Here is a 12,493-nt window from a genome sequence, read left to right on the forward strand (position 1 = left end):
TAAGGCTAACTACGTACCCGTGTCGCCCAGTGCTCCTTCTTGGCTATCACAGCCGGCTGGAAGTGGCGATGCAATTCGCGAACCTGCCACTCCCAGCGCCCCTCCGTTGTCACCGTCAGCCGTGCGTGCTCTGCGAAGCGGTCAAACTGACAATTAGCGTTTCCTTCAACACGGCAAGCACTAGCGCGATTTCTGCTTAACAGAAGTAAAACTGGCGCGCATGTCCTTGGCCCAACCATCCAGCACTGGCTTTACGTCATTCAAGGTCAGCTTCTGGGTATCGTTCTCCAGTTCCTGCCCCGTGCCTTTGCGCACCACCTGGGCCAGCACCTTCTGGCTGGCACCATCAAGGAACGCTGCCTCCACGCCGACATCCACTTCTTGATCACGGCCGCCCATGGCAGTGTTCACACCCGCCGAAATCAGTGCGATAGGGATGACTTCGTAAGGCTTCAGGCCTTCGTTGCTGGTCGACACCGCTGTAATGGCGGGGCGCACCACGATCACTCCCGGGCCTGGCCCCTTGGCCAGCGGCATCACGCTGCCCATTTCACGGCGCAAGGCTTCATTGAAGTACCGCGTGATTTCTTGCAGCGTCTGCTGCGAAATCACCGCCGTTGGCTGTGGTTTGGGGTAATACTGGCTGGGCTCGATGAACACCTGACTGTACTGGTTGATGTTAACGTTGGGGTCGATCCAGCGCATCACCGGGTCACCCGAAGGGCTCTTGGCTTCCTGCAGGCGGCTGTAGTCCTTGAGGAAGCCGGAATAATCCTTGGGGTCCACGCTTTTGCTGGAGCAGGCGGCCACGGCAAGCAGCGCGGCGCACAACAGGGTAATGCGAGGCAGTGATTTCATGATGGAGACGCGTCCATGAGAGGTCGGTCAGAACAACGCTAGCAGGTGCGAGGCAGTTGGCCAGTGGAGTAATCAATCTGTGGTGGCAGCACCGTGATAGCGGGTACTGGTAACAGTGCGAATTCCTACAGTGCCATCGGAAGTGGCTGGCTTTGAATCTGCAACCACTCTTGGAAAACTATGCCCGCTACGGGTATGGTTAGAGGTGGATCATGGAGATTTTCAAGCGCAAGGACTTCGCGCGCTTGCAGGCGGCCCAAAGACTTGATGATGAGTTGTTGTGTCAGGCAGTAGACGAGATGCAAAGAGGCTTGGTCGATGCAAACCTGGGTGGTGCATTGTACAAGAAGCGCGTAGCGGCGCAGGGCATGGGAAAACGCGGTGGTTATCGAACCTTGCTTTCCGCCCGAATCGGCAATCGATGTGTTTTCTTGCATGGTTTTGCCAAGAGCGACAAGGCAAACATCACGCTTGAAGAACAGAATGCGTTGCGATTTGCAGGTAAGGTTCTTCTGAATTTATCACCACTGGAGCTTTGCCGTGCGCTGCGCGCGGGGGTATTAATGGAGATCTGTTGTGAGCAGCAAGCTGGTTGAATCATTACGTGAGGATCTTGTTGCCCTTCATGAGGCAGGGGCAGTCGGCAAGATAACCCTTCGGGACTACGAAGCACTGTGCCCCGCGCCGGTGCTGGACTTCAGTGCACTAGAGATACGTCGCTTGCGTGAGGCACTCAATTTCAGCCAGCCGGTCTTCGCGATGCATCTGCATACTAGTGCGTCAACGGTGCGTAAATGGGAGCAGGGCGAAACCCACCCCTCAGGACCGGCTCTGAAGTTGTTGAACCTAATCAAAAACAAAGGTTTGCAGGTTATTCTTTAAGTAAAATCTTCATGCCTTCGTATCTTCATCACCCCAGTGCTTCGCGCAACCGGTACCACAGCATGCCAAGAGCGAGCAGTGGCGAGCGCAAAGCCTTGCCGCCGGGGAAGGTCAAGTGCGGCACGGCGCTGAACACATCCAGGCCATGGCTATGGCCGAGGGCAATGCTCTCGGCCAGCAGCTTCGCCGTCCAGTGAGTCACGTTCAGCCCATGCCCGGAGTAGCCTTGGGCGTAGTACACGTTCGGGTACTGGCTCAGGCGCCCAACCTGGGGGAAGCGGTTGGCGGTGATGCCGATCATGCCGCCCCACTGGAAATCGATGCGTACATTGGCCAGCTGGGGGAATACCTTCAGTACCTTGGGCCGCATATAGGCCGCGATGTCCTTGGGGTCGCGCCCGGAATAGTGGCAGGCGCCGCCAAACAGCAGGCGGCGGTCGGCGGTGAGGCGGTAGTAGTCCAGGCCGACCTTCTGGTCGCACAGCGCCATGTTCTGCGGAATCAGGCTGCTGGCCAGTGCTTCGGGCAATGGTTCGGTGGCCACCACGTAACTGCCGGCTGGTAGCACCTTGCCGCTCAGGCGTGGCTCCAGCTCGTCGAGGTGAGCGTTGCACCCGAGTACCAGGCTACTGGCCCGCACCTTGCCGCGAGCCGTGTGCAGGGTGACGCAAGGCCCGTGCTCGATGCGCACTACCGGGCTTTGCTCGAAAATGCGCACACCCAGGCCGTGCGCTGCACGGGCCTCGCCCTGCACCAGGTCGAGCGGGTGCAAGTGGCCCGAGCCCATGTCGACCAGACCGCCGGCGTACTGGTCGCTGGCGACAATCTCGTTCAACTGCCCGGCACCGACCAGGCGTGTTGCATGGCGATAACCCAGCGCAGCGAGGTCGTCCTGTTCATCCTTGAAAGCAGCGAACTGGGCCGGTGTATTGGCCAGTTCGCAGAAACCCCAACGCAGGTCGCAGGCAATACCGTAGCGGGCGATACGCTCGGCCACCAGCGCCACTGAATCGATGCCGGCCTGCTTCAGGTAACGCACGCCGTCCTGGCCCACATGCCGGGCGAATCCGCTGACATCGTGGCCAATACCGCGAATCAGCTGGCCGCCATTGCGCCCACTGGCGCCCCAGCCGATGCGCCGGCCTTCCAGCAGCACCACCGAAAGGCCACGTTCGGCCAGCTCCAGGGCGGTATTGACCCCGGTCAGCCCGCCGCCGACCACGCACACGTCAGCCGTCAGTTCGCCGTCCAGGCTGGGGTAGGGTGCCGCATCGCGCGCCGTGGCGGCGTAGTACGAAGCGGCGTGTTGAGTATTGAAAGACATGGGCGTTCTCGACTCAGCGGTTGGACTTGATCTTGCTCCAGGAGCGGGTCATGACGCGCATGATCTTCGGGCTCGGGGTGCTGGAGATGTACAGTTTGTCCAGCACGTCCTGGGGTGGGTAGATCTCAGGGTTGTTGACCAGCGATGCATCCATGTAGGCCTTGGCGTCCGGGTTGGCATTGGCATAGCCGACGGTTGCGCTGACCTTGGCGATCACTTTGGGGTCGAGCAGGTAGTTGATGAATGCCAGAGCCTGCTCGGGGTTGCTGGCGTCCTTGGGGATGGCCAGCAGGTCGAACCACAGGTTGCTGCCTTCCTTGGGAATGCTGTAGGCCACTTTTACGCCGTTCTTCGCTTCCACGGCACGGTTGGCGGCCTGGAACACGTCGCCGGAGTAGCCGAAGGCCACGCAGACATCGCCATTGGCCAGGTCGGAGACGTATTTGGATGAATGGAAGTAGGTGATGTAGGGGCGCAGCTCCAGCAGGCGGGCTTCGGCCTTGGCGTAGTCGGCCGGCTTTTCGCTGCGCGGGTCCATGCCCAGGTAATTGAGGACAGCCGGGAACAGTTCATCGGGCGAGTCCATGAAGGCCACGCCGCACTGTTTGAGCTTTTTCAGGTTTTCCGGCTCGAACAGCACCGCCCACGAGTCGATATGGTCCACGCCCAGTGCCGCCTTGACCTTGTCGACATTGTAGCCGATGCCATTGGTACCCCACAGGTACGGCACCGCGTACTGGTTACCGGGGTCGTTCTGTTCAAGCTGCTTGAGCAGCTTGGGGTCAAGGTGCTGCCAGTTCGGCAGCTTGCTGCGGTCCAGCGGCAGGAAAGCACCAGCCTGGGCCTGGCGGGCGAGGAAGTGGTTCGACGGCACTACCACGTCATAACCGGTGCGCCCGGCCAGCAGTTTGCCTTCGAGGGTTTCGTTGGAGTCGAACACGTCATACACCACCTTGATCCCGCTGCTGGCCTGAAAATCGGCCAGGGTGGTGTCACCAATGTAGTCGGTCCAGTTGTACACGCTGACCGAAGGGGTGGCGTGGGCGGTGGTGGCGAACAGCAGGGTGAATGCAGCGGGTATCAGGGCTTGCAGATGACGCATGGGACACCTCGTAGGTCTTGTTCTTCGAGTTCGGTGCAGGGGGCTTTAAGCCCCCCAAGGTGGGTCAGACGCTGAGCATCAGGAACTCGCGCTCCCACGAGCTGATCACGCGCTTGTAGTTCTCGTGCTCGGCCCGCTTGACCGCCACGTAGCCCTGGACGAACTGCTTGCCCAGGTACTGCTGCACGGTTTCGCAGTCTTCCATGTGCTGCAGCGCATCCTCGATGGTGATCGGCAAGCGCAGGTTGCGCCGTTCGTAGGCACGGCCTTGTACCGGTGCGCTGGGGTCGATTTGCTCGACCATGCCCAGGTAGCCGCACAGCAGGCTGGCGGCAATCGCCAGGTACGGGTTGGCATCTGCACCCGGCAGGCGGTTTTCCACGCGCATCGCCTCGGGGCCGGAAGTAGGCACACGCAGGCCGGCGGTACGGTTTTCTTCCCCCCACTCGACGTTCACTGGCGCCGAAGTGTCCGGCAGGAAGCGGCGGAACGAGTTGACGTTGGGGGCGAACATCGGCAGCAGCTTGGGGATGTACTTCTGCAAGCCGCCGATGTGGTGCAGGAACAGCGGGCTCATGCTGCCGTCTTCATTGGCGAAAATCGGCTTGCCGGTGGCGATGTCCACCACGCTTTGGTGCAGGTGCATGGCGCTGCCCGGCTCGTCGGTGATCGGCTTGGCCATGAAGGTAGCGGCGACGTTGTGCTTGAGGGCTGCCTCACGCATGGTGCGTTTGAACACGGTGATCTGGTCGGCCAGGTCCAGCGCGTCTCCGTGGCGGAAGTTGATCTCCATCTGCGCCGGGCCGTCTTCGTGAATCAGCGTATCCAGGTCCAGGCCCTGGATCTCGCACCAGTCGTAGACGTCTTCGAACAGCGGGTCGAATTCGTTGGCGGCATCGATCGAGAACGACTGACGGCCGCTTTCGGCACGGCCTGAGCGCCCCAGCGGTACCTGCAGCGGCAAGTCCGGGTCTTCGCAGCGCTTGGTCAGGTAAAACTCCATTTCCGGTGCGACGATCGGCTGCCAGCCTTTGTCGGCGTACAGCTTGAGCACCTTCTTCAGCACGTTGCGCGGCGACAGCTCAATGGGGTTGCCTTGTTTGTCGAAGGTGTCGTGGATCACGATCGCAGTCGGCTCGATCGCCCACGGGATCTGGTACACAGCGCTCGGGTCGGGGCGGCAGACCATGTCGATGTCGGCGGCGTCGAGCAGGTTGTAGTAGATGTCATCGTCAACGTAGTCGCCGGTGACCGTCTGCAGCAGCACGCTTTCCGGCAGGCGCATGCCACGTTCGTGGAGGAACTTGGCGGTGGGCGCGATCTTGCCACGGGCAATGCCGGTCAAGTCGCTGATCACGCATTCGACTTCGGTGATGCGGTGTTCTTTCAGCCAGGTGTACAGCTGATCGAAGGGGGCGTTCATACAGACCTCTTGGTTGGGTTTTAGTGTGGGAACGTGTAAGCCCGAGAAAGCCGTCGCAGGGTTTGCGGGGCATCACGCTTCCCAGGTGACGCGCTGGAGACTATCTTGGTCGTAGCCCCCCGGGGCAATCTATCCACTTTCTTCAGTAATGAATGCACCAAAAGAGTGCATACAGGACAATGCGTGACAACCGCCAATGCGTTGCAGGTCCAGGCTTTTCATACCACCGACGTTACCGAGCAAGTGCGCGCCACCCCTGGCTGGCAGCAACAGTATCGGCAGATGTCACCCGGGCATTTCAGCGGTGAACTGCGCTGCCTGGGGCTCGATGGTGTGGAGGTGTACGAAGAGCGGCTGAACACCCGGGTGGAGCAGTTTTTCCGCGCACCGAGCGGTTCGCTGGCGTTCTGCTTCGACCGCAGCGAGAACAGCCTGTACCTGCTCAACGAGCAAAGCCGCAATATCTGGATCACGCCGGAGAACTACCAGGAAGTGGCGGTGGTGTTCGACCAGGCCTTTCTGGCCCAGCACGGGCTGGACCCACAGCGCCTCGAGGGTTTGTTCATGGTGCCGTTGGGCAGCGGGCAGAATGCCCTGTTCGGTAGCTGGCTGAGCGCCACGCTGACGCGCCTGGGCGAGGCGGATTGCCCGCTGCAAGGGCAGGCCCTGGCGGAGCAATTGCTGGAGGACTGCCTGTTTATACTCGACAATGCCTGCCAACGCTTGCAGGGTGTGGCGCTGGGGCGCCGTGACGAAGAGCGGGCGATCATGCGCCGGGTGAGCGAGTGGGCAGCCGACTGCCCGGAAGAGACGCTGAACCTGGTGGAGTTGGCAGGGGTTGCCGGGGTTTCCCTGCGCCAGTTGCAGCAGGCGTTCAAGGCATTTACCGGCATGCCACCGGCGCAGTGGCTGCGTTTGCGCAGGCTGAACGGTGCGCGGCGCGACTTGTTGCGCGGTGGTGGCGTGACGGTCGCCGAAGTAGCGATGCGCTGGTCATTCTGGCATTTGGGAAGGTTTTCAGAGCGTTACAAACAGTTGTTCCAAGAGTTTCCCAGCGAGACATTGAAGCGGGGCAGGGGTTAAACCCAGCATTCCCTACTGAAAGTTGCTATCGTGCCGCCCTGTTTCCACCCGAGGTACCGATGTTTTACCTGCCTTTGCCCAGCGACCAGGCCGACCGCCTCGCCAGCAAACTCAACACCGAATTTTTCACCACTGCCAGCGTGCTCGACGCCGCCGCAGTGTTGTTCGTGCAAAACCTCCCACGCCAGCCCGGCACCGCATCGGCCGACGCACAAGAGCGCCGTTTCGCCGAAATCGTGCGCATCGCCAACGAAGTCGAAAGCGCTGCGCCCGGGCGTTTCCAGGGCCAGGTGGCGCAGCACTTCGATCGCGAAGCCTTTGCCATGGGCCTTGGCATGCTGGGTGAAAACGGCATTGCCCTGTTGTCGGCCGAGGTGGAGTACACCGTAGACGAGCTGCTGGATGCCGAAGGCCAGTGGAGCTTCCTGTTCGCCGACACCTACCGCCAGCGGGCCACACCGCTGCACCCGGTGTACTTGCCGTCCCTGGCCAGTGACCTGATGCTCAGCGATCAGCAAAACCGCCTGCTGCGCGAGTTTCTCAGTGGAATAGACGAGTCGGTGGCCGTGCAGGGCTTCGCCGGCACCGGCAAGACCTTCCTGATTCACCAGTTCGCCCGGCTGCTGGAGCCACAGCGCACGTTGCTGCTGGCATTGACCGAGGGCCAGTTGCGCGCCCTGCAAGCGCGGGTGAAGGACCCTGCCGCCTACACCGCTATGACCTTCGGCCAGCTGGCGGACGAGCTGCTGAACCGTGACCTCACCAGCAATGGCTGGCGCTTGCGCGACCCGTACCGTACCAAGCTGTCGTGGCGCCCGCAGGACGCGCAGGTGGTGCGCTGGCTGGCCATTCCCGACATCGGCCCGGTTGCCGCACGCGATGTGGTTGCCTTGTGCGTGCGCGCCGTGCGCACGTTCTGCCACAGTGCCGACACCCAGCTGCAATTGCACCATTTGCCCTGGGCCGGGCCGGGCACCTCGCCGCTGGACCAGGAGGTGCTGCTGGAAAAGGCGAGGTCGTACTGGCAGGAACTGATTCGCCCGTCGGCACGAGAAATCCAGCTACCGGTGCGCGACTACCACCGGGTAAAGCTGCTGTCGCTGACCGACTATGTGATCGACAGCCGTTATACCCACGTCATCGTCGACGAAGCCCATGAGTTGTCCGCACCGATGCTTGCCGTGCTTGATCGCAGCCCGCAGTCGATCATTGCCCTGGGGGACGAGCTGCAGAACCTCAACGGCCTCAGCCCGCACCATGGCGGTTTCATTCGCCAGCGCTGTATCGACCATTCGCTGCGTGCCGGGCCGGCGATGGACAACGTGCTGAACCCGCTGATTCAGGCGCACCCGGCCGCGATTCAGGCCGCTTTCAGTGGCAGTGCCGAGCACTACACGCGGGTCAGTTTCTTCGATGCCGTGACGGTGCCGGAACAACCCACGGCGCTGATCGTCGATGACGAATGGGGCCTGTTTGGCTGGTTCCAGCGTCTGACTCACCAGGGCGTGCCGTTCGTGCTGCTCAAAAGCGCGCGCAAGGACTTCGAATTGTTCGTCGAAGACTGCATCGAGTTGTACCGTTACGGCACACGGCCCCGGCACCCGATGCTGTTCCGCTATGCCAGCTGGCAGGCGTTGGAGCAGGACAAGGGCGATGACAAGGCGTTCGTTGCCGTGGCCAACATGCTGCGCAAGGGCTACACGCCGGAGCACTTTGCCAAGGCCAAGAGCCGTTACCGTTGGGACAAGGCACCCAAGTTGTTCCTGGGGCGGGTAAGGGATGTAAAGAACATGGAATTCGCCCGGGTGATGGTGTCACCGGAGCTGATGGTGGCGCCTCAGGTGGCGGGCAACCGCAATGAGCGTGCGCGGATGCTGGCGGGGTTGTACACCGCCTGTTCGCGGGCGCGGCATGAATTGATCGTGCCGGGAGGGATGCTGGACTGGGTCAAGGACCAGGTTCGCGATTGAAGCCTTTGGGGCTGCTAAGCAGCCCCAAAGGTTCTGAATCAGTTGCGGTCCAGCCAGACAGTCTGGGCATTGGTGAACTCGCGCACACCAAAGTGCGACAGCTCACGCCCGAAACCGCTTTTCTTCACGCCGCCAAACGCCACACGGGGGTCGGAAGCGCAGTAACCGTTGATGAACACGCCACCGGTATCCAGTGCTGTGGTCATGCGCTCGGCCAGCGCATAGTCGGCGGTATAGATCGTTGCGGCCAGGCCGAACTCGCTGTCGTTGGCCAGCTCCACCGCATGGTCGGCATCACGGGCAGTGATGATTGCGGCCACCGGCCCGAACAGCTCCTGCTTGAACGCCGTCATGTCCGGCGTGACGTTGGCGAACACGGTCGGCGCGTAGAAGTTGGCCACACCCTCGACCTTGTTGCCGCCCAGCAGCAGGGTGGCGCCTTCGGCGAGGGTCGCTTGCACCTGGCCGTCCAGCTCATCGCGCAGGTCGTAACGGGCCATCGGGCCAATGTAGGTGTCGTCGTCCAGTGGGTTGCCCACTTTCAGTTCACGGGTGGCTTCAACGAACTTGCGGGTGAATTCGTCAACGATGCTTTCTTCGACGATCAGGCGCTTGGCCGCGGCGCAGACCTGGCCGGTGTTCTGGTAGCGGCCGATGACCGCAGCCTTGACGGCGGCATCCAGGTCAGCGTCGGCCAACACGATGAACGGGTCGGAACCACCCAGCTCCAGCACGCACTTCTTCAGCGCGGCACCGGCCTGGGCACCGATCGCCATGCCGGCACGTACGCTGCCGGTCAAGGTCACGGCAGCAATGCGCGTGTCGTTGATGGCGCGGGTGACGCCATCCGGGGTCACGTTCAGCACTTCGAACACGCCCTCTGGCAGCCCGGCATCCTTGAACAGCTCGCCCAGCAGGTAGGCGCTGCCCATCACGTTCGGCGCATGCTTGAGTACATACGTGTTACCCGCAAGGATCGCCGGCACGGCGCCGCGCAATACCTGCCAGACCGGGAAGTTCCAGGGCATCACGGCCAGGATCGGGCCAAGCGGGCGGTATTCGATACGGGCTTTTTCAACCTGGGTCGGCTCCGGCGCGAGCATGGCCGGACCGTGCTCGGCGTACCAGCGGCACAGGCCAACGCACTTGCTGACTTCGCCACGGGCCTGGGCGACTGGCTTGCCGATTTCGCGGCTGATCATCTGGGCGAAGGCTTCGGCCTTGGCTTCGAGGGTGCCGGCCAGAGCGAGCAGGTACTCGCTGCGCTGCCCCAGCGACACTTGGCGCCACTGGCGGTAGCCAACCTTGGCACGTTGCAGCGCCGCTTCCAGTGCGGCGTCGGTGTCGAACGGGTAGGCGCCGATCTGCTCGCCGCTGTACGGGTCGAGGGAGATGGCGTGGGTCAGGCTGCTGATCGCGCTCATGGCGGACACTCTCGTTGTTGTTAATCAGTGACGCCAGACTAGTGGGCTATGGCTTTAATGAAAACTGAATAATAATGAGCGAAACATTCACGTTTGGAGAAAGGCTGTGGACCTGGTGCAACTGGAGATCTTCAAGGCCGTGGCAGAGCAGGGCAGCATCAGTGCCGCCGCGCAGCACATCCATCGGGTGCCGTCGAACCTGACCACGCGCATCAAGCAGCTGGAGGAAGACCTCGGCGTTGAACTGTTCATTCGCGAAAAGAGCCGCCTGCGCCTGTCGCCTGCGGGTTGGAATTTTCTCGAATACACCCGGCGCATTCTCGACCTGGTTCACGAGGCCCGGTTGACCGTGGCCGGTGAAGACCCGCAGGGCACCTTCGCCCTGGGCTCACTGGAAAGCACCGCAGCCGTGCGCATCCCGGCACTGCTGGCGGCCTACAACCAGCGCTATCCCAAGGTCGACCTGGACCTGTCTACCGGCCCTTCGGGCACGATGTTGGAAGGCGTGTTGTCGGGTCGCCTGGTGGCAGCGTTCGTCGATGGCCCGGTGCTGCACCCGACACTGGAGGGCATGCCCGTGTTCGAGGAAGAGATGATGGTGATCGCGCCGCTCAACCATGCCCCGGTCACCCGTGCACAGGACGTGAACGGGGAGAGCATCTACGCCTTCCGCGCCAACTGCTCCTACCGCCATCACTTTGAAAACTGGTTCGTGCAGGACCAGGCGGTGCCGGGCAAGATCCACGAGATGGAGTCTTACCACGGCATGCTGGCCTGCGTCAGCGCTGGCGCAGGCCTGGCCATGATGCCGCGCAGCATGCTCGACAATATGCCCGGGTGCAGCACCGTCAGTGCGTGGCCGATGTCGGAGGATTTCCGCTACCTGAAAACCTGGCTGGTGTGGCGTCGGGGCACGGTATCGCGCAGCTTGAGCATGTTTGTGAAGCTGCTTGAAGAAGCACGCACAACATCATGATATTCATATAAATTTACGTTCGTTTCATGCGTTAGTGCCGAATATCACGACGGTAACCAGACATCGGCACGAACACCGGTACGCCTGAAGGATCAGATACTAGGTAAGCCATCCTCTGAAGGAGGGTCGTACCATGCGTAACCATCACTATGCCCTCGGTGCGGCACTGCTGGTCGCTTTGGCCATGCCATGGACCTTGGCAGTCGCCGCCAACCTCAATGCCCCCATCGATATACAGGCCGTTCAGTTACAACCACAGGAACAGAACGGCGTGCGCTTTCTCCAGGGAGGCATCGGCCAGGATGAGGCCAACGCCCTGCGCAAGACCCCGGGTTACGACTTGCACGTAGAGCTTTCTACAGGGCCGGAAGGCAAGTTCCAGAGCGGTGCCAATGTCGATATCCAGAGCGCCCAGGGGCAGCCCGTGCTCAGCGTCATGTATGCCGGGCCACTGCTGTATGTGCAGTTGCCGCCTGGCAAATACAAAGTCACCGGTAACGCTCAAGGGCAGACAGTGCAGCAAATGGTGACTGTTAACGGAAAGGCCCCTGCGACGGTGAGCCTTAACTGGCGTTAATGGATAACGGGCGGGAGTACGCATGTACTCCTGCCGAGTCGGAGCACATCGCCATGAGCCTGAGCCTTCAACTGGAGATGTTGGACGAGCAGGGTTAGGTATTGGTCCGGGATGTGCTCGAACCCCTGAGGCGGAATACGACTGAAGCCCTGCGCACGGCAAGGCACATCTTGAAGAAGCGAATTAGCCAATAGTGGCAATTCACTTTCAACTTTCTGATTATCTGGACAATAATCAAAAACTATTACTTCGTGTGACCGGCCTGGAAGTGCCGGGCACCGCATAAAATCGAGGGGCTCAAGCCCCCACTTGCCGTGTAGACCATCAGGAGAGTCGTTGATGAAAACCCGTCTGGCAGCATCGCTGGCCGCCGCAGTGCTGGCCTTTGCAGGGGCCAATCTGGCCCAGGCCGCGCAGGTGTCCGGTGCCGTTGGCGCCACAGGCCAAGGTGACATGACCTACCGTATTGGCATGTCGTTCGACTGGGACAAGAAATGGCTGGAAAGCAACACCGGTTATCTGAGCGGGTATTGGGACGCTGCGTACACCTACTGGGAGGGCGGGGACGCCAGTGGCGCACATTCGCTGTCGTTCAGCCCGGTATTCACCTATGAGTTCAGCGGTTTCACCTACACGCCGTACATCGAGGCCGGCATTGGCCTGGCGGCGTTTTCCAAGACCGACGTGGGCGATCAGCGTCTGGGTTCTTCGGTCAACTTCGAAGACCGCATCGGTTTTGGCTTGAAGTTGCCGGGGGAGCAGAAGGTGGGGATCCGTGCGATGCATTACTCCAATGCGGGCATCAAGCAGCCTAACGACGGGATCGAGTCGTACTCGCTGTTCTACAGCAAGGGATTCTGACGCAAGCGGCCGC

Annotated in this window: 12 protein-coding genes; 7 read left to right on the forward strand and 5 right to left on the reverse strand. The window is 61.3% G+C overall.

Features of this window, described 5'->3' with window-relative positions:
- Nucleotides 1-180 precede the first annotated feature (180 nt).
- Nucleotides 181-858, reverse strand: a complete 678-nt coding sequence (locus tag ACF8R4_RS18265) for a DUF3313 domain-containing protein (RefSeq protein WP_104834739.1) — start codon at nucleotides 856-858, stop codon at nucleotides 181-183.
- 212 nt (nucleotides 859-1,070) lie between these two features.
- On the opposite strand from ACF8R4_RS18265, the gene ACF8R4_RS18270 reads away from it, so the two are divergent.
- Together ACF8R4_RS18270 and ACF8R4_RS18275 are read left to right on the forward strand one after the other, a co-directional pair.
- Nucleotides 1,071-1,454, forward strand: a complete 384-nt coding sequence (locus ACF8R4_RS18270) for a type II toxin-antitoxin system RelE/ParE family toxin (protein ID WP_104834737.1) — start codon at nucleotides 1,071-1,073, stop codon at nucleotides 1,452-1,454.
- The gene (locus tag ACF8R4_RS18275; RefSeq protein ID WP_104834736.1) at nucleotides 1,435-1,740 is read left to right on the forward strand and encodes a DNA-binding transcriptional regulator; all 306 of its coding nucleotides are present in this window, start codon (nucleotides 1,435-1,437) and stop codon (nucleotides 1,738-1,740) included. The genes ACF8R4_RS18270 and ACF8R4_RS18275 overlap by 20 nt, the downstream gene beginning before the upstream one ends.
- Nucleotides 1,741-1,768: 28 nt before the next feature.
- Here the strand turns inward: ACF8R4_RS18275 and ACF8R4_RS18280 are convergent, their stop codons facing one another.
- The 3 genes from ACF8R4_RS18280 to ACF8R4_RS18290 form a co-directional block, all read right to left on the reverse strand.
- Entirely contained in the window at nucleotides 1,769-3,064 is a 1,296-nt protein-coding gene (locus ACF8R4_RS18280) for an FAD-binding oxidoreductase (protein WP_104834734.1), read from the reverse strand.
- A 13-nt stretch (nucleotides 3,065-3,077) separates the two neighbouring features.
- Entirely contained in the window at nucleotides 3,078-4,166 is a 1,089-nt protein-coding gene (locus ACF8R4_RS18285; RefSeq protein ID WP_060499360.1) for a polyamine ABC transporter substrate-binding protein, read from the reverse strand.
- 64 nt (nucleotides 4,167-4,230) lie between these two features.
- Nucleotides 4,231-5,589 carry a glutamine synthetase family protein gene (locus tag ACF8R4_RS18290; RefSeq protein WP_060499361.1) on the reverse strand — a complete coding sequence of 453 codons (1,359 nt, stop codon included), beginning with the start codon at nucleotides 5,587-5,589 and terminating at the stop codon, nucleotides 4,231-4,233.
- A gap of 183 nt (nucleotides 5,590-5,772) precedes the next feature.
- Here ACF8R4_RS18290 and ACF8R4_RS18295 point away from each other — a divergent pair, with 183 nt between their 5' ends.
- Nucleotides 5,773-6,672 (forward strand): helix-turn-helix domain-containing protein, encoded by a 900-nt coding sequence (locus tag ACF8R4_RS18295; RefSeq protein ID WP_060499362.1) that lies wholly within the window; start codon nucleotides 5,773-5,775, stop codon nucleotides 6,670-6,672.
- Nucleotides 6,673-6,731: 59 nt separating this feature from the next.
- Nucleotides 6,732-8,642: an AAA family ATPase gene (locus tag ACF8R4_RS18300; protein ID WP_104834733.1), complete on the forward strand. Its 1,911-nt coding sequence runs from the start codon at nucleotides 6,732-6,734 to the stop codon at nucleotides 8,640-8,642.
- A 38-nt stretch (nucleotides 8,643-8,680) separates the two neighbouring features.
- Here the strand turns inward: ACF8R4_RS18300 and ACF8R4_RS18305 are convergent, their stop codons facing one another.
- Complete coding sequence (locus tag ACF8R4_RS18305) at nucleotides 8,681-10,066, reverse strand: aldehyde dehydrogenase family protein (protein WP_156866954.1); 1,386 nt, start codon at nucleotides 10,064-10,066, stop codon at nucleotides 8,681-8,683.
- Nucleotides 10,067-10,172: 106 nt separating this feature from the next.
- Between ACF8R4_RS18305 and ACF8R4_RS18310 the strand changes: the two genes are divergently transcribed.
- From ACF8R4_RS18310 to ACF8R4_RS18320, 3 genes are all read left to right on the forward strand, one after another.
- Nucleotides 10,173-11,042 carry a LysR family transcriptional regulator gene (locus ACF8R4_RS18310; protein ID WP_060499365.1) on the forward strand — a complete coding sequence of 290 codons (870 nt, stop codon included), beginning with the start codon at nucleotides 10,173-10,175 and terminating at the stop codon, nucleotides 11,040-11,042.
- Between the two features lie 133 nt (nucleotides 11,043-11,175).
- On the forward strand, nucleotides 11,176-11,619 hold the full coding sequence (locus tag ACF8R4_RS18315) for a carboxypeptidase regulatory-like domain-containing protein (protein ID WP_392493098.1): 444 nt from the start codon (nucleotides 11,176-11,178) through the stop codon (nucleotides 11,617-11,619).
- 339 nt (nucleotides 11,620-11,958) lie between these two features.
- Nucleotides 11,959-12,480, forward strand: a complete 522-nt coding sequence (locus tag ACF8R4_RS18320; protein ID WP_060499367.1) for an acyloxyacyl hydrolase — start codon at nucleotides 11,959-11,961, stop codon at nucleotides 12,478-12,480.
- The last annotated feature ends 13 nt before the right edge of the window (nucleotides 12,481-12,493 follow it).

This window comes from Pseudomonas sp. FYR_2 (assembly GCF_043106425.1).
In the GTDB taxonomy this organism is placed as follows: Bacteria; Pseudomonadota; Gammaproteobacteria; order Pseudomonadales; family Pseudomonadaceae; genus Aquipseudomonas; species Aquipseudomonas monteilii.